Raw genomic sequence first — 17,380 nt, 5'->3', positions numbered from 1 at the left:
TCCATGGCGACCGGGTTGATCAGGGTGACAACCATCTTGATGTTGTCGCCCGGCATCACCATCTCGACGCCTTCCGGCAGCTCGACCGCACCGGTGATGTCGGTGGTACGGAAGTAGAACTGCGGACGGTAGCCCTTGAAGAACGGGGTGTGACGGCCRCCTTCRTCCTTCGACAGGACGTAGACTTCGGCGTCGAACTTGGTGTGCGGCTTGATCGAACCCGGCTTGGCCAGRACCTGGCCACGCTCGACGTCGTCACGCTTGGTGCCRCGCAGCAGCAGACCGGCGTTGTCGCCYGCCTGRCCCTGGTCCAGCAGCTTGCGGAACATTTCCACGCCGGTCACGGTGGTCTTCTGCACCGGACGGATGCCGACGATTTCGATTTCTTCGCCGACCTTGATCACGCCGCGCTCGATACGACCGGTCACCACGGTGCCGCGGCCCGAGATCGAGAACACGTCTTCGACCGGCATCAGGAATGCCTTGTCGACGTCACGCTCCGGGGTCGGGATCCAGGTGTCCAGCGCCTCGACCAGCTTGATGACGGCCGGCACGCCGATGTCGCTCTGGTCGCCTTCCAGCGCCAGGCGGGCCGAACCCGAGATGATCGGGGTCAGCATGGCCCGGGCAATCGACGTGGGCGTAGTGACGAACGGTGGATTCGTATTCGACGTGCGCGGTCGAGATCGTGATGCCACGTGCCTTTTCTTCCGGCGCGGCGTCGATCGCGGAGTAATCCTTGAACTCGCCACCGAAGCGCTCGGCACCGATCTTGGTCAGTGCGGCGGTCAGCGTGGTCTTGCCGTGATCGACGTGACCGATGGTGCCGACGTTGACGTGCGGCTTGGTGCGCTCGAACTTACCCTTTGCCATTTCGTTCTACCTTTTAGTTCGTAAGTGGTTTGGAGGACCTGAGCGTTACGCTCAGGCCTTCTTCATGACTTCGTCGGCGATGTTGTTCGGCGCCGGCTCGTAGTGGTCAAATTCCATCGTGAAGGTGGCGCGGCCCTGGGTCTGCGAACGCAGCGAGGTCGCGTAGCCAAACATTTCGCCCAGCGGGATCATCGCGTTGATGATGCTGGCCGAACCGTCACCGGTGGTATCAGAACCCTGCAGAACGCCACGACGACGGCTGACGTCGCCCATCACGTCACCCTGGTAATCCTCCGGGGTCACGATCTCGACCTTCATGATCGGCTCCAGCAGGACCGGCTTGGCCTTGCGGAAGCCTTCCTTGAAGGCCATCGAGGAAGCGAGCTTGAACGCCATTTCCGAGGAGTCGACGTCGTGGTACGAGCCGAACACCAGCTTCACCTTGACGTCCACGACCGGGAAGCCAGCCAGCGGACCGCTGGTAATGGTTTCGCGCAGGCCCTTTTCGATCGACGGGATGAATTCCTTCGGAATCACGCCACCGGTGATGTCATTGATGAACAGGAAGTCGTCCTTGATGCCAGCGGCGATCTTCGGATCTGCACGATCGGCATCGGTGATCGGCGACAGCTCGATCACGACGTGACCGTACTGACCCTTACCACCGGACTGCTTGGCGTGCTTGTAGTCCGACTTCACGTCCGACATGGTGATCGTTTCGCGGTAAGCCACCTGCGGCTTGCCGACGTTGGCTTCAACGTTGAACTCGCGCTTCATGCGGTCAACGATGATGTCCAGGTGCAGCTCGCCCATGCCCGAGATGATGGTCTGGCCGGATTCTTCGTCGGTCTTGACGCGGAACGACGGATCTTCCTGCGCCAGACGACCCAGTGCCAGACCCATCTTTTCCTGGTCGGACTTGGTCTTCGGCTCGACGGCCATCGAGATGACCGGCTCCGGGAACACCATGCGCTCGAGGATGATCGGCTGATCCATGGAGCACAGGGTGTCACCCGTGGTGGTGTCCTTCAGGCCCACGGCAGCGGCGATGTCGCCTGCCAGCACTTCCTTGATTTCTTCGCGGTTGTTGGAGTGCATCTGCAGGATACGGCCGATGCGCTCCTTCTTGCCCTTCACCGAGTTCAGCAGCTGGTCGCCTGCATTCAACGTGCCCGAGTAGACACGGAAGAAGGTCAGCGCGCCGACGAACGGATCGGTGATGATCTTGAAGGCCAGGGCCGAGAAGGGAGCCTTGTCGTCAGACTTGCGGCTCATTTCCTTGGTTTCATCGTCAACGTCGGTACCGGTCACGTCCGGCACGTCGATCGGCGACGGCAGCAGCTGGATCACGCCGTCCAGCATGGCCTGCACGCCCTTGTTCTTGAACGCCGAGCCGCAGTACATCGGCACGATGTCGGTCGCCAGGGTGCGCACGCGCAGGGCTTCGATGATCTCGGCCTCGGTCAGCTCATCGCCGCCCAGGTACTTGTCCATCAGCTCTTCGCTGGCTTCGGCAGCCGCTTCGATCATGAAGGTACGGGCTTCGGTTGCTTCAGCCAGCAGGTCGGCCGGCACATCGCTGTACTCGAACTTCATGCCCTGCGAAGCTTCATCCCAATGGATGGCCTTCATCTTCAGCAGATCGACGACGCCCTTGAAGCCTTCCTCAGCGCCGATCGGCAGCTGCATCGGAACGGCCTTGGCACCCAGCTTCGCCTTCAGCTGGCCAACGACCTTGCTGAAGTTGGCACCGGTACGGTCCATCTTGTTGACGAACGCGATGCGCGGCACCTTGTAACGGTTGGCCTGGCGCCACACGGTTTCCGACTGCGGCTGCACGCCACCGACGGCACACAGCACGAAGACGGCACCGTCGAGCACGCGCAGCGAGCGCTCCACTTCGATGGTGAAGTCGACGTGCCCGGGGGTGTCGATGATGTTGAAGCGGTGCTCCGGCAGGGACTTGTCCATGCCCTTCCAGAACGCGGTGGTCGCAGCGGACTGGATCGTGATGCCACGCTCCTGCTCCTGCTCCATCCAGTCCATGGTGGCGGCGCCGTCATGCACTTCACCGATCTTGTGGCTCTTGCCGGTGTAGAACAGGATGCGCTCGGACGTGGTGGTCTTGCCGGCATCGATGTGAGCCATGATGCCGAAATTGCGGTAACGCTCGATGGGAGTGGAACGGGCCACGGGGAGCCTCTCAGATTTCTTGGATTTCGGATGGCCGAACGCCGCCTTTCGGCGGCCTTCGGATTGGCGCAGCCCTTCTGGGGCCGCGAGGCAGCACCGAGATGGTGCTGCCCTGCCTGTTTTACAAGGCCGTCAAACTCACCAGCGGTAGTGGGCGAATGCCTTGTTGGCTTCGGCCATGCGGTGGGTTTCTTCGCGCTTCTTGATGGCGCCGCCACGGTTTTCCGCAGCGTCGATCAGTTCAGCGGCCAGCTTCTTCGGCATGGTGTTCTCACCACGCTTGCGCGCGGAGTCGATCAGCCAACGCATGGCCAGGGCCATCTTGCGCGAGGCGCGCACTTCGACCGGCACCTGATAGGTGGCACCACCGACACGGCGGGACTTGACTTCGACCGACGGAGCCACGTTTTCCAGAGCCTTCTGAACCAGCTCGACGGAATTCGGGTTCTTCTCACCGATCACGTCCATGGCGCCATAGACGATCTTTTCAGCGACCGACTTCTTGCCGCTCAGCATCACCATGTTGATGAAACGGGCGATGGTTTCGCTTCCGTGCTTCGGATCCGGCAGGACTGCGCGCTGCGGCGTATTACCTTTACGAGACATGTGTGCTTTCCCTTAGCTCTTCGGACGCTTGGCGCCGTACTTGGAACGGCCCTGGCGACGCTTGGCAACGCCGGAGGCGTCGAGCGAACCACGAACGGTGTGGTAACGCACACCCGGCAGATCCTTGACGCGACCGCCACGGATCAGGACCACGGAGTGCTCCTGCAGGTTGTGGCCTTCACCGCCGATGTAGGAAATCACTTCTTCCTGGTTGGTCAGGCGAACCTTGGCAACCTTGCGAAGGGCCGAGTTCGGCTTCTTCGGAGTAGTGGTGTAAACGCGCGTGCAGACGCCACGGCGCTGGGGGCACTTTTCGAGAGCCGGCGAGGCGCTCTTATAAGTGGTTGCCTGCCGCGGCTTGCGGACAAGCTGATTGATCGTCGCCATCAGTATGTTCTTCTGAGAGAGGCCGAAAAAACCGGCCATGAATGCGGATATGTGCGAGCAGGCGAAAGACCGGCCTGCTGAGACAGACGATTGTAGCAACCTGGCGAAAACGCGGTCAAATGCGCACACGCCAAGCCAGCCCTGATCCTGGGCCGTTACAGGGGAGCCTTCTCCATGCCCCCCGTTCAGGTTGTCGCCCGACCCATCGCTGGGCCGGGGCGGCATCCTACCTCATCGACGGCGAACAGACCAGCGGCCTGGGCCCTCGAGTGCAGATCCCGCCGAAGCGGGTCCTGCGTGATACGTGTCCGGCACGGAGCCGGACCATGAAGCAGGGACCGGCCGATGGCCGCCCCCTGCCCGATCGAGGTCCGGCCTGAGCCGGACCGGCCGATCAATCCTCGGCCTGCTCGGCGTCGGTCGACTCCACCACCACTTCCGGTGCTGCCACGGCCACGGCGGCTGCAGCTGCCGGGGTGCCGGCCAGGGTCTGCATTTCCGAGTCCGTCAGCCCGCTCGCATTGCGGCGGCGGTTGGCGTGGTAGGTCAGACCGGTACCGGCCGGAATCAGACGGCCGACGATCACGTTTTCCTTCAGGCCGCGCAGGTTGTCCTTGGTGCCGCGGACGGCAGCCTCGGTCAGCACGCGGGTGGTTTCCTGGAAGGAAGCAGCCGAGATGAACGATTCGGTAGCCAGCGATGCCTTGGTGATGCCCAGCAGGACCGGATCGAAGCGAGCAATCAGCTCGTTGCGGGTGGTCAGGCGTGCATTTTCCTCGATGACGCGCTGGCGCTCGACCTGTTCGCCGTTCAGGAACTTGCTGCTGCCCTGATCGGTGATCTCGACCTTGCGCAGCATCTGGCGGGTGATCACCTCGATGTGCTTGTCGTTGATCTTCACGCCCTGCAGGCGGTACACGTCCTGGATTTCCTTGACCAGGTAGGCGGCCAGCGGCTCGACACCCAGCAGACGCAGGATGTCCTGCGGGCTCGGCTCGCCGTCGACGATGGTTTCGCCCTTGGTCACGTGCTCACCTTCGAACACGATGACCTGACGGTACTTCGGAATCAGCTCTTCGTGTTCCGAACCATCGGTGTCCTTGATGATCAGGCGCTGCTTGCCCTTGGTGTCCTTGCCGAAGCTGATGATGCCCGAACGCTCGGCCAGCACCGCCGGATCCTTCGGCTTGCGCGCTTCGAACAGATCGGCCACGCGCGGCAGACCACCGGTGATGTCGCGGGTCTTGGACGCTTCCTGCGGGATCTTGGCAACCACGTCACCCACGCCGACGGCAGCGCCGTCCTGCAGGTTGACGATCGAGCGCGGCGGCAGCAGGTACTGCGCCGGCAGGTCGGTGCCCGGAATCGACAGGTCGTTGCCCTTGCCATCGACGATGCGGACGATCGGGCGCAGATCCTTCGCCTGGGCGCCGCGGCGCTTCGGGTCGGTGATTTCGCGCGACGCCAGGCCGGTCAGCTCATCGGTCTTCTCGATGACGGTAATGCCGTCGACGAAGTCGATGAAGCGGATGAAACCGGCCACTTCCGAAACGATCGGATGGTTATGCGGATCCCAGTTGGCCACGGTCTGGCCAGCCTTGACCGCATCACCGTCCTTGGAGGTGATGGTCGCACCGTACGGCAGCTTGTAACGCTCACGCTCACGGCCGTGCGCATCGAGCACCGACATTTCACCCGAGCGCGACACCGCGACCAGCGAGCCGTTGGCATGGGCAACCGACTTGAGGTTGCTGAACTTGACCGAGCCGGTGGTCTTGACGGTGATGTTGTCGACCGCAGCAGCTCGCGATGCCGCACCACCGATGTGGAACGTACGCATGGTCAGCTGGGTACCCGGCTCACCGATGGACTGCGCGGCGATGACGCCGACCGCTTCACCGATGTTGACCAGGTGGCCACGGGCCAGATCGCGGCCGTAGCAGCGAGCGCAGACGCCGAAGGCCGATTCGCAGGAGATCGTCGAGCGGACCTTGATGGTCTGCACGCTGGCCTCTTCAAGCTTGGCGACCCATGCTTCGTCGAGCAGGGTGTTGCGGGTGACGATCGGATCTTCGTCGTTGCCCGGCAGGAACACGTCCTCGGCAACCACGCGACCCAGCACGCGATCCTTCAACGGCTCGACCACGTCGCCGCCTTCAACGATCGGGGTCATGATCAGGCCTTCGGAGGTACCGCAGTCCACCTCGGTGATCACCACGTCCTGCGCCACGTCGACCAGACGACGGGTCAGGTAACCCGAGTTCGCCGTCTTCAGCGCGGTATCGGCCAGACCCTTACGGGCACCGTGGGTGGAGTTGAAGTACTCCTGCACGTTCAGGCCTTCGCGGAAGTTCGCCTTGATGGGCGTCTCGATGATCGAGCCATCGGGACGGGCCATCAGGCCACGCATGCCGGCCAGCTGACGGATCTGCGCCTGGCTGCCTCGTGCACCGGAGTCGGCCATGATGTACAGGGAGTTCATCGACTTCTGGTCGATGGTCTCGCCCTTGGCATTGATGACCTTCTCGGTACCGATGGTGTCCATCATCGCCTTGGCGATGCGCTCATTGGTGCGCGACCAGATGTCGACCACCTTGTTGTAGCGCTCGCCGGCGGTGACCAGACCCGACTGGTACTGCTCCTGGATTTCCAGCACTTCGGCTTCGGCCTCGGTGAGGATGCCCTTCTTCTCGTCCGGGATCAGCATGTCGTCGATGCCGATCGAGACGCCGGCACGGGTCGCGTAGGCGAAGCCGGTGTACATCAGCTTGTCGGCGAACACGACCGTGTCCTTCAGACCCAGCTGGCGGTAGCTGGAGTTGATCAGGCGGCTGATGTTCTTCTTGGTCAGCTCGGTGTTGGCCAGCGCGAACGGCAGGCCTTCCGGCAGGATTTCAGCCAGCAGGGCGCGACCGATGGTGGTATCCACGATCGAGGTCTTGCTCTGCTTGTTGCCCTCCTCGTCGGTCACCACCTCGGTGATGCGGACCTTGACGCGCGCATGCAGTTCCACCACGCGGTTGTCGTAGGCGCGCTTGACTTCGGCGATGTTGGCGAAGGCCATGCCCTCGCCCTTCTTGTTTTCCAGCGAGCGGGTCATGTAGTACAGACCCAGCACGACGTCCTGCGACGGCACGATGATCGGCTCGCCGTTGGCCGGCGACAGGATGTTGTTGGTGGACATCATCAGCGCACGCGCTTCCAGCTGGGCTTCCAGCGAGAGCGGCACGTGGACGGCCATCTGGTCACCGTCGAAGTCGGCGTTGAACGCAGTGCAGACCAGCGGGTGCAGCTGGATGGCCTTGCCTTCGATCAGCACCGGCTCGAACGCCTGGATGCCCAGACGGTGCAGGGTCGGCGCACGGTTCAGCATCACCGGATGTTCGCGGATGACCTCTTCCAGGATGTCCCAGACTTCGGCTTCTTCGCGCTCGACCAGCTTCTTGGCGGCCTTGATGGTGGTGGCCAGGCCACGACGCTGCAGCTTGGCGAAGACGAACGGCTTGAACAGCTCAAGCGCCATCTTCTTCGGCAGGCCGCACTGGTGCAGGCGCAGGTACGGACCGACCACGATGACCGAACGGCCCGAGTAGTCCACGCGCTTGCCGAGCAGGTTCTGACGGAAGCGACCCTGCTTGCCCTTGATCATGTCGGCCAGCGACTTCAGCGGGCGCTTGTTGGTGCCGGTGATGGCACGGCCGCGACGACCGTTGTCCAGCAGCGCATCGACCGATTCCTGCAGCATGCGCTTTTCATTGCGCACGATGATGTCCGGCGCGCTCAGTTCGAGCAGGCGGCGCAGGCGGTTGTTGCGGTTGATGACGCGGCGGTACAGGTCGTTCAGATCGGAGGTCGCGAAGCGGCCACCATCAAGCGGAACCAGCGGACGCAGGTCCGGCGGCAGCACCGGCAGCACGGTCATGACCATCCACTCCGGACGGTTGCCCGATTCCAGGAAGGCTTCGATCAGCTTGATGCGCTTGGTCAGTCGCTTGAGCTTGGTTTCCGAACCGGTGCTGGCGATCTCTTCGCGCAGGCGGGTCATTTCCGACTGCAGGTCGATGGTGCGCAGCAGTTCGTACACGGCCTCGGCGCCCATGGCGGCGTCGAAGTCGTCGCCATGCTCCTGGCGGGCCTGCAGGTACTGTTCTTCGGTCAGCAGCTGGCGGCGCTCCAGGGCGGTCAGGCCCGGCTCGGTCACCACGTAGGCTTCGAAGTACAGCACGCGCTCGATATCGCGCAGGGTCATGTCCAGCATCAGGCCGATGCGCGACGGCAGCGACTTCAGGAACCAGATGTGCGCGACCGGCGAGGCCAGGTCGATGTGGCCCATGCGCTCGCGACGCACCTTGGCCAGGGTCACTTCGGTGCCGCACTTCTCGCAGACCACGCCGCGGTGCTTCATGCGCTTGTACTTGCCGCACAGGCACTCGTAGTCCTTGACCGGTCCGAAGATGGCGGCGCAGAACAGGCCGTCACGTTCCGGCTTGAAGGTACGGTAGTTGATGGTTTCCGGCTTCTTCACTTCGCCGAAGGACCACGAACGGATCAGGTCCGGCGAAGCCAGCGCGATCTTGATCGCGTCGAAGTCCAGCGTCTGGCGCTGCTGGTTGAAGAGGTTGAGCAGGTCTTTCATGGTGTTCTCCAGAAGGAGGAATGCTGTGTCGATGGGCTTTCAGTTGACTGCCAGCGGCGCGGCGGCGGKGGCCGCCGCGCCGGCATGGATCAGTTGTCTTCCAGTTCCATGTTGATGGCCAGCGAGCGGATTTCCTTCACCAGGACGTTGAAGGATTCCGGCATGCCCGCGACCATCTCGTGCTCACCGTCGACGATGTTCTTGTACATCTGGTTGCGGCCCTGCACGTCATCGGACTTCACCGTCAGCATTTCCTGCAGGGTGTAGGCCGCGCCGTAGGCTTCCAGCGCCCAGACTTCCATTTCACCGAAGCGCTGGCCGCCGAACTGCGCCTTGCCGCCCAGCGGCTGCTGGGTGACGAGCGAGTACGGACCGGTCGAACGGGCGTGCATCTTGTCGTCGACCAGGTGGTTCAGCTTCAGGTAGTGCATGTAGCCAACGGTGGTGTGGCGATCGAAGGCTTCACCGGTGCGGCCGTCATACAGCTGGGTCTGGCCACTGCTCGGCAGGTCGGCCAGTTCCAGCATGCGCTTGATTTCCGCTTCGGTGGCACCGTCGAACACCGGCGTTGCCATCGGCACGCCGTCGAACAGGTTGCGGGCCAGGCGCAGCAGTTCCTCGTCGCTGAACTGCGACAGGTCGACACGGTTGGCCACGTTGGTGTCATCGTGGTTGTAGATGTCGTCCAGGAACTTGCGCAGGTCGGCGACCGCGGCCTGGGCTTCCAGCATTGCCTGGATCTTGCGACCCAGACCCTTGGCGGCCCAGCCCAGGTGCACTTCCAGGATCTGCCCGATGTTCATACGCGACGGCACGCCCAGCGGGTTCAGCACGATGTCCACGGTTTCGCCCGAGGCCATGTACGGCATGTCCTCGACCGGCACCACGTTGGAGACCACACCCTTGTTGCCGTGGCGGCCTGCCATCTTGTCGCCCGGCTGGATGCGGCGCTTCACGGCCAGGAACACCTTGACCATCTTCAGCACGCCCGGAGCCAGATCGTCGCCCGCGGTGATCTTGCCGCGCTTGTCGGCGAAGCGACGCTCGAATTCCTTCTCGTGCGCCTGGATCTGCTTCTGTGCGCGTTCGATGGCTTCGGCAGCGTCCTCGTCCTTCATGCGCAGCACGAACCAGTCGGCCTTCTTCAGGCCATCCAGGTAGGCGTCGGAGACAACGTCGCCCTTCTTCAGGCCGGCGCCGCCGTTGACCACCTTGCCGACGATCTGCGAACGCAGACGGGCATAGATGGCTGCTTCCAGGATGCGGAACTGGTCGTCGAAGTCCTTCTTGACGCGCTTGATTTCAGACTCTTCGATCTGACGGGCGCGCTTGTCCTTCTCGATGCCGTCGCGGGTGAAGACCTGCACGTCGATGACGGTGCCGTCCATGCCCGGCGGCACGCGCAGCGAGCTGTCCTTCACGTCCGAAGCCTTCTCACCGAAGATCGCGCGCAGCAGCTTCTCTTCCGGGGTCAGCTGGCTTTCGCCCTTCGGGGTGACCTTGCCGACCATGATGTCGCCGGCGCGGACTTCGGCACCGATGTACACCACGCCGCTCTCGTCCAGGCGGTTCAGCGCCTGCTCGGAAACGTTCGGGATGTCGGCCGAGATTTCCTCCGGCCCCAGCTTGGTGTCACGCGCAACGCAGGTCAGCTCTTCGATGTGGATCGTGGTGTAGCGATCCTCTTCCACCACGCGCTCGGAGAGCAGGATGGAGTCTTCGAAGTTGTAGCCGTTCCACGGCATGAAGGCGATCAGCATGTTCTGGCCCAGGGCCAGTTCACCGATGTCGGTGGACGGACCATCGGCCAGCACGTCGCCACGCGCCACCACGTTGCCCACTTCCACCAGCGGACGCTGGTTGATGCAGGTGTTCTGGTTGGAACGGGTGTACTTGATCAGGTTGTAGATGTCGACGCCGGCATCGGACGCATCGGTGATCTCGGCTTCGTTGACCTTGACCACGATGCGGGCGGCGTCGATCTGCACGATCTCGCCACCACGACGGGCGTTCACGGTCACACCCGAGTCACGCGCCACGGCGCGCTCGATGCCGGTACCGACCAGCGGCTTCTGCGCACGCAGGGTCGGCACGGCCTGACGCTGCATGTTCGCGCCCATCAGTGCGCGGTTGGCGTCATCGTGCTCCAGGAACGGAACCAGCGCAGCCGCGATCGACACGGTCTGCATCGGCGAGACGTCCATGAAGTGGACTTCCGCCGGCGGCTTCAGCAGCGATTCGCCCTGGTAACGGCAGGGAACGAACTGCTCGGTCAGCACGCTGTTGGCATCGGTCAGGGCGTTTGCCTGGGCGATGACGTACTCGTTCTCTTCGATGGCCGACAGGAACTCGACTTCGTCGAAGACCTTGCCGTCCACGACCTTGCGGTACGGGGTCTCGAGGAAGCCGTACTGGTTGGTGCGGGCGTACACGGCCAGCGAGTTGATCAGGCCGATGTTCGGGCCTTCCGGGGTTTCGATGGTGCAGACGCGGCCGTAATGGGTCGGGTGCACGTCGCGCACTTCGAAGCCGGCGCGCTCACGGGTCAGGCCGCCCGGGCCCAGGGCCGAGACGCGGCGCTTGTGCGTGACTTCCGACAGCGGGTTGTTCTGATCCATGAACTGCGACAGCTGCGAGGAGCCGAAGAATTCCTTGATCGCCGCAGCCACCGGCTTGGCGTTGATCAGCTCCTGCGGGGTCAGGCCTTCCGACTCTGCCATCGACAGGCGTTCCTTGACCGCGCGCTCGACGCGGACCAGGCCCACGCGGAACACGTTCTCGGCCATTTCACCGACCGAACGCACGCGACGGTTGCCCAGGTGATCGATGTCATCGACCACGCCGCGACCGTTACGGATCTCCGTCAGGACCTTGATCACGTCCAGGATGTCCGAGCTGTCGCCGTGGGCGGCAACCAGGCGCTTGGACTCTTCGTCGTTGCGCTCGCCGTAGTACTTGCGGTCGTACAGCACCGCTTCGCCGGTGGTTTCCTTGCGGCCCACGCGACGGTTGAACTTCATGCGACCGACGGCCGACAGGTCGTAGCGCTCGAAGGTGAAGAACAGGTTGTGGAACAGGTTCTGCGCGGCATCCTTGGTCGGCGGCTCGCCCGGACGCATCATGCGGTAGATCTCGACCAGGGCTTCCAGCTGGGTCTTGGTCGGATCGATGCGCAGGGTGTTGGACAGGTACGGGCCACGATCCAGATCGTTCACCCACAGGGTGCCCACGGCATCGACACCGGCCTTGCGGAAGGCCTGCAGCTGCTCGTCGGTGATTTCGTCGTTGGCCTGGGCCAGCAGTTCGCCAGTCGAGGCATCGACCACGTCGTGCGACAGGATGCGGCCGACGATGTAGTCGTCCGGCACGGCCAGGGCGGCGATGCCCGAGGCTTCCAGCTGCTTGATGTGGCGCGCGGTGATGCGCTTGCCGGCTTCCACGATGACCTTATCGCCGTCGGCGAGGTCGAAGCCCAGGGTTTCGCCGCGCAGGCGCTCCGGCACCAGCTCCAGCTGGACGCCTTCATCCGGGTTGATGTGGAAGGTGTTGATCTCGAAGAACTCGGCCAGCATCTCTTCGTTGCTGTAGCCCAGCGCACGCAGCAGGATGGACACCGGCAGCTTGCGGCGACGGTCGATACGGGTGAACAGCGCGTCCTTCGGGTCGAACTCGAAGTCCAGCCAGGAGCCGCGGTAAGGAATGATGCGGGCGCTGTACAGCAGCTTGCCCGAGCTGTGGGTCTTGCCACGGTCGTGGTCGAAGAACACGCCCGGCGAGCGGTGCAGCTGCGAGACGATGACGCGCTCGGTGCCGTTGACGATGAAGGTGCCGTTGTCGGTCATCAGCGGGATTTCGCCGAGGTAGACCTCCTGCTCCTTCACGTACTTGATGGCCTTGGTCGACGACTCGCGGTCGTAGATCACCAGGCGCACGGTCACGCGCAGCGGCGCACCGTAGCTCATGCCACGCTGACGGCACTCACGCTCGTCGAAGACCGGATCGCCCAGCTTGTAGCCGACGTATTCCAGGGCGGCATTGCCGCTGTAGCTGGCGATCGGGAAGACCGACTTCAGTGCAGCGTGCAGGCCGTGGTCCGTGCGCTTGGCCGGATCGACGTTTTCCTGCAGGAATTCACGGTAGGAATCCACCTGGATGGCGAGCAGGAACGGCACTTCGAGAATCGAACGCTGCTTGCCGAAATCCTTGCGGATACGCTTTTTTTCGGTGAACGAATAGGACGTCATGAGGTCTTCCACCTTGTTGTGCGAGTCGTGCGCCCACGACCCGAAGGGAACTTGAAATTGTCAGTTGGAAGTCGCTGGTATTGCCGGCACCAGCACGCCTTCTCCCGCTACTTCCAACTGCCAACTCGTCTGCATCCACTCCCCCGCCGCCGCGCGTAGCGCTGGCCGACCAGGGTTTGACCGCAGCCCGTGTTGGGCTTTTCACCGTATTTCCGTAGAACCGCGCCACGATTGGCCGGCCCTACAACAACGACCAAAGGCCGGGGGCTTACGCCCCCAGCCTTGGCTGCATCGCCGGATTTCGATGGCGACGCAAAGGAAGTGCTTACTTGACTTCGACAGTCGCGCCAGCAGCTTCCAGGTCCTTCTTCATCTTCTCGGCTTCGTCCTTCGAAGCGTTGTCCTTCAGGACGCCGCCGGCTTCGGCCAGGTCCTTCGCTTCCTTCAGGCCCAGGCCGGTGATGGCGCGGACGGCCTTGATGACTTCGACCTTCTTGTCGCCAGCGGTCTTCAGGGTGACGACGAATTCGGTCTGCTCTTCAACGACGGCAGCCGGGCCAGCCACAGCAGCGGCGACCGGAGCAGCGGCGGAGACGCCGAACTTCTCTTCGATGGCCTTGACCAGCTCCATCACTTCCATCAGGGACTTCTCGGCGATGGCGTCGACGATCTGTTCGTTGGTAAGGGACATGATAATTACCTTTGGATGTTTTTCTGGATTGAGGTTCCGTCAGGAACCACGATTAGTCGAAACTCAGGCGGTCTCGGCGGCCGGTTCAGCAGCGTCGGCGGCGACGTCGCCACCATTCTGCTTGTCGCCGATTGCCTTGATGGCGCGGGCGAACATCGTGACCGGCTCGGTTAGGACGCGGGCCAGCATTGCCAGGGCCTGGTCGCGGGTCGGCAGCGAGGCCAACACGTCGACATGGCTTGCCGGGAACACTTCACCACCGATTGCGACGACCTTGGCCTTCAGCTTGTCGTTGCCCTTGGCGGCATCCTTGATCAGGCGACCGGCAGCACCGGGCTCCTCGAGCGAGAACGCGTACAGCAGCGGACCAACCATCTGGTCCTGTGCGACTGCGAACTCGGTGCCTTCAACAGCACGCGACGCCAGGGTGTTCTTGACAACTTTCAAGAAAACGCCGGTTTCACGCGCCTGCTTACGCATCGCGGTCATCTGAGCGACCGTGGTGCCAGCGTATTCGGCTGCGATCAAGGAGTGTGCCTTACCAGCAATTTCTGCCAGCTCCGCGACTACTTCTTGCTTCTGGGACAGATTGAGAGCCATTGCACTCCTCCAATTGAACTCCGCTTACGGCTCCTGCCGTGTGCGGTCCTGTGCAGCATCCGTCCTGGACGCCGGGAACATCGGAATGATGTTCCGGGGGTGGGCCGTTCTAGACCTGGAGTGGGCCAACCTGGGAAATCCCAGACGTGCGTGAACCAGAAAAACTCCAGAAGGGCACCATCTACGCAGGGTGATTCCGGGGAATCGATTAAGCGGTCATGGCTGCTTCGGCGGCGACTCCCTGCCAATTCGAGCTTCCGTGCCCGTCGCCGACATGCCACGACCGCACCTGCGGTCTTTGACGGCTACCACCGGCGATGGGTTGCCGGCGATGCCTTCAAATGTCACGGTCACGGAGCCCGAGGGACCCGTGACCGTCTCAAACAATTACTTCAGCGACAGCGACGACTGGTCGACGGTGACGCCCGGGCCCATCGTCGAGCTGACCGACACCTTCTGCAGGTACAGGCCCTTCGAGGTAGCCGGCTTGGCCTTGATCAGGTCCAGCAGCAGCGCGGTCAGGTTCGACTTCAGCGCGTCTTCGGCGAAGTCGGCCTTGCCGATGGTGCAGTGGATGATGCCGGCCTTGTCGGTGCGGTAACGCACCTGACCCGACTTGGCATTCTTCACAGCCTCACCCGGGTTCGGGGAGACGGTGCCGACCTTCGGGTTCGGCATCAGGCCGCGCGGGCCCAGCACGGTACCCAGCTTGCCGACGACGCGCATTGCGTCCGGGGTCGCGATCACGACGTCGTAGTTCAGATCGCCGGCCTGCATCTTCTCGGCCAGGTCGTCCATACCGACGGCTTCGGCGCCAGCGGCCAGGGCTTCATCAGCCTTGGCACCGGCCGGAGCGAAGACAGCGACGCGGACCGACTTGCCGGTACCAGCCGGCAGCACGGTGGAACCACGAACCTGCTGGTCGGACTTCTTCGCGTCGACGCCCAGGCGCACAGCAACGTCGATCGACTCGACGAACTTGGCCTTGGTGGCGGTCTTCAGGATGTTGATTGCGTCCTCGAAGGCATACGCCTTACCCGGGACAACGGCGGCCTTGATGGCCTTTTCGCGCTTGTTCTGTGCCATCTGATTAACCCTCCACCACGAGGCCCATGGAACGGGCAGAGCCAGCGATGGTACGCACGGCGGCGTCCAGGTCGGCGGCAGTCAGATCCGGTTCCTTCGCCTTGGCGATCTCTTCCAGCTGCTTACGGGTGACCTTGCCGACCTTCTCGGTGTTCGGGCGCTTGGAGCCCGACGAGATGCCAGCGGCCTTCTTCAGCAGGGTGGTGGCCGGGGTGCTCTTGGTGATGAAGGTGAACGTACGGTCCGAATAGGCCGTGATGATCACCGGAACCGGCAGACCCGGCTCGAGCTTCTGCGTGGCGGCATTGAAGGCCTTGCAGAATTCCATGATGTTCAGGCCGCGCTGACCCAGCGCAGGACCGACCGGCGGCGAGGGGTTGGCCTGACCGGCCTTCACCTGCAGCTTGATATAACCGACAACTTTCTTTGCCATGTGAGTACTCTCCGGGTGCTAGCGCCTTGCGACAACAGGCTCCCCATCGGACCGGGAATCACGCGTCCCGGCATCGCGTTTTGAAATCATGCCGAAGGCCACCTTTCGGTGGCCTCGTCCCGCCAGCTTCCCAACGGGAGCCGCGCAGCATATCAGGTTTTTTCTTCACATGCCTGAAGCGGCATGTGAATACAGATCAGACGGCCTTTTCGACCTGACCGAACTCGAGTTCGACCGGAGTGGCGCGACCGAAGATCAGCACCGAGACGCGCAGACGGCTCTTCTCGTAGTTGACCTCTTCGACGACACCGTTGAAGTCGTTGAACGGACCCTCGGTGACGCGGACCATCTGGCCCGGCTCGAACAGCACCTTCGGACGCGGCTTCTCGACGCCTTCCTGGACACGGTTCAGAATCGCCTCGGCCTCGGAATCGGCGATCGGCAGCGGGCGATCAGCGGTTCCGCCGATGAAGCCCATGACGCGCGGGGTTTCCTTGACCAGATGCCAGCTTTCGTTGTCGATGCGCGGAATGCCAGCTTCTTCGTGGGTCTCGATCTGGACCAGCACGTAACCCGGGAAGAACTTGCGCTCGGAACGGCGCTTCTGGCCGGCGCGCATTTCGATCACTTCCTCGGTCGGAACCAGGACGTCGCCGAAGCGCTCTTCCATGCCGTCACGGACGATGCGATCGCGCAGAGCCTGCGCCACCGACTTCTCGAAGCCCGAATAGGCGTGAACGACGTACCAACGCTTCATGCATTTCTCCTTAGCGGCTCAGGAACCACTGAGTCAGTTTCTGGATGAAGAAGTCGAACCCACCCAGCAGCAAGCTGAGGATCAGGACGACGACAATCACCACCCAGGTCATGCGGATGGCTTCCTGGCGGGTCGGCCAAACCACTTTACGCAGTTCGAAACGCGACTCGGAGAGGAATTCGCGGGTGTCGCGCCCCTTGCCGGTCAGCATGAACACGCCGATACCGCCAACCAGGCCGACCACGACCGCCAACGCACGCAGCTGACCCGTCCACGAGCCCAGCTGGGCGGCGCGACCGGAATCGGCGGAGAACCAGAACCAGACGAACAGACCTGCCAGCACCAGCAACGATGCGAGGACGTACTTGACGATATCCCCGCCTTGCGCGGAGGTGTCCTTGGAATGTTCGATCTTGCTATTCATCAGGCTGTGTCTGCTTTAGCGGCAGGGCCGCTCGGTAAGGTGGGCAGATGGCACGCCAGGAGGGACTCGAACCCCCAACCTGCGGTTTTGGAGACCGCTGCTCTGCCAATTGAGCTACTGGCGTACGTTGAAAACTTGCCTTCCCTTAGACGGCGAAGGCGGACCGAGGTTCCCGGCCCGCCACTCGCCAGACCGGCAGCGCTATGCGACCGCCGGCATGCAGGCTTACTCGAGGATGGTGGCAACCACGCCAGCACCGACGGTACGGCCACCTTCGCGGATTGCGAAGCGCAGGCCGGCGTCCATGGCGACCGGGTTGATCAGGGTGACAACCATCTTGATGTTGTCGCCCGGCATCACCATCTCGACGCCTTCCGGCAGCTCGACCGCACCGGTGATGTCGGTGGTACGGAAGTAGAACTGCGGACGGTAGCCCTTGAAGAACGGGGT

General features: G+C 62.9%; 12 protein-coding genes, 1 tRNA gene and 1 pseudogene. All 14 read right to left on the bottom strand.

Going from position 1 to position 17,380, the window contains the following annotated elements; all coding sequences use genetic code 11:
- Positions 1-873, bottom strand: a pseudogene (locus AC1DKR_RS20935) (EF-Tu C-terminal domain-related protein); the annotation flags it as partial.
- Between the two features lie 51 nt (positions 874-924).
- Positions 925-3,066: an elongation factor G gene (gene fusA / locus AC1DKR_RS20930; RefSeq protein ID WP_251472291.1), complete on the bottom strand. Its 2,142-nt coding sequence runs from the start codon at positions 3,064-3,066 to the stop codon at positions 925-927.
- Between the two features lie 138 nt (positions 3,067-3,204).
- A complete protein-coding gene (rpsG, locus tag AC1DKR_RS20925; protein ID WP_089238997.1) occupies positions 3,205-3,672 on the bottom strand; it encodes a 30S ribosomal protein S7 in 468 nt (155 codons plus the stop codon).
- A 12-nt stretch (positions 3,673-3,684) separates the two neighbouring features.
- The gene (gene rpsL / locus AC1DKR_RS20920; protein ID WP_025879344.1) at positions 3,685-4,059 is read right to left on the bottom strand and encodes a 30S ribosomal protein S12; all 375 of its coding nucleotides are present in this window, start codon (positions 4,057-4,059) and stop codon (positions 3,685-3,687) included.
- A 394-nt stretch (positions 4,060-4,453) separates the two neighbouring features.
- Positions 4,454-8,695 carry a DNA-directed RNA polymerase subunit beta' gene (rpoC, locus tag AC1DKR_RS20915; RefSeq protein WP_223494314.1) on the bottom strand — a complete coding sequence of 1,414 codons (4,242 nt, stop codon included), beginning with the start codon at positions 8,693-8,695 and terminating at the stop codon, positions 4,454-4,456.
- Between the two features lie 89 nt (positions 8,696-8,784).
- Complete coding sequence (gene rpoB, locus AC1DKR_RS20910; protein ID WP_363730010.1) at positions 8,785-12,939, bottom strand: DNA-directed RNA polymerase subunit beta; 4,155 nt, start codon at positions 12,937-12,939, stop codon at positions 8,785-8,787.
- 325 nt (positions 12,940-13,264) lie between these two features.
- The gene (gene rplL, locus AC1DKR_RS20905; protein ID WP_025879347.1) at positions 13,265-13,630 is read right to left on the bottom strand and encodes a 50S ribosomal protein L7/L12; all 366 of its coding nucleotides are present in this window, start codon (positions 13,628-13,630) and stop codon (positions 13,265-13,267) included.
- Between the two features lie 63 nt (positions 13,631-13,693).
- Complete coding sequence (gene rplJ / locus AC1DKR_RS20900; protein WP_223494313.1) at positions 13,694-14,230, bottom strand: 50S ribosomal protein L10; 537 nt, start codon at positions 14,228-14,230, stop codon at positions 13,694-13,696.
- A 387-nt stretch (positions 14,231-14,617) separates the two neighbouring features.
- Positions 14,618-15,316, bottom strand: coding sequence for a 50S ribosomal protein L1 (rplA, locus tag AC1DKR_RS20895; RefSeq protein WP_089238989.1), 699 nt, complete (start codon positions 15,314-15,316; stop codon positions 14,618-14,620).
- Positions 15,317-15,320: 4 nt separating this feature from the next.
- Positions 15,321-15,749: a 50S ribosomal protein L11 gene (rplK, locus tag AC1DKR_RS20890; protein ID WP_004145248.1), complete on the bottom strand. Its 429-nt coding sequence runs from the start codon at positions 15,747-15,749 to the stop codon at positions 15,321-15,323.
- A gap of 196 nt (positions 15,750-15,945) precedes the next feature.
- The gene (nusG, locus tag AC1DKR_RS20885; protein WP_025879350.1) at positions 15,946-16,506 is read right to left on the bottom strand and encodes a transcription termination/antitermination protein NusG; all 561 of its coding nucleotides are present in this window, start codon (positions 16,504-16,506) and stop codon (positions 15,946-15,948) included.
- Between the two features lie 10 nt (positions 16,507-16,516).
- Entirely contained in the window at positions 16,517-16,930 is a 414-nt protein-coding gene (gene secE, locus AC1DKR_RS20880) for a preprotein translocase subunit SecE (RefSeq protein ID WP_100463179.1), read from the bottom strand.
- 48 nt (positions 16,931-16,978) lie between these two features.
- Positions 16,979-17,054, bottom strand: a tRNA-Trp gene (locus AC1DKR_RS20875).
- 101 nt (positions 17,055-17,155) lie between these two features.
- Positions 17,156-17,380 (bottom strand): EF-Tu C-terminal domain-related protein (locus tag AC1DKR_RS20870; protein WP_478031789.1); only part of this gene is annotated, 225 nt, incomplete at its 5' end.

This window comes from Stenotrophomonas sp. 01N47, assembly GCF_056399165.1.
This window is presented reverse-complemented; position numbering and strand designations above follow the sequence as displayed.

Bases quoted from the DNA above. Each gene is read 5' to 3' on its own strand.
- nusG (WP_025879350.1), bottom strand. From the start codon at position 16,506: ATGAAGCGTTGGTACGTCGTTCACGCCTATTCGGGCTTCGAGAAGTCG.
- rplK (WP_004145248.1), bottom strand. From the start codon at position 15,749: ATGGCAAAGAAAGTTGTCGGTTATATCAAGCTGCAGGTGAAGGCCGGT.
- rpsL (WP_025879344.1), bottom strand. From the start codon at position 4,059: ATGGCGACGATCAATCAGCTTGTCCGCAAGCCGCGGCAGGCAACCACT.
- rpoB (WP_363730010.1), bottom strand. From the start codon at position 12,939: ATGACGTCCTATTCGTTCACCGAAAAAAAGCGTATCCGCAAGGATTTC.
- rplA (WP_089238989.1), bottom strand. From the start codon at position 15,316: ATGGCACAGAACAAGCGCGAAAAGGCCATCAAGGCCGCCGTTGTCCCG.
- rpoC (WP_223494314.1), bottom strand. From the start codon at position 8,695: ATGAAAGACCTGCTCAACCTCTTCAACCAGCAGCGCCAGACGCTGGAC.
- rplJ (WP_223494313.1), bottom strand. From the start codon at position 14,230: ATGGCTCTCAATCTGTCCCAGAAGCAAGAAGTAGTCGCGGAGCTGGCA.
- secE (WP_100463179.1), bottom strand. From the start codon at position 16,930: ATGAATAGCAAGATCGAACATTCCAAGGACACCTCCGCGCAAGGCGGG.
- rplL (WP_025879347.1), bottom strand. From the start codon at position 13,630: ATGTCCCTTACCAACGAACAGATCGTCGACGCCATCGCCGAGAAGTCC.
- rpsG (WP_089238997.1), bottom strand. From the start codon at position 3,672: ATGTCTCGTAAAGGTAATACGCCGCAGCGCGCAGTCCTGCCGGATCCG.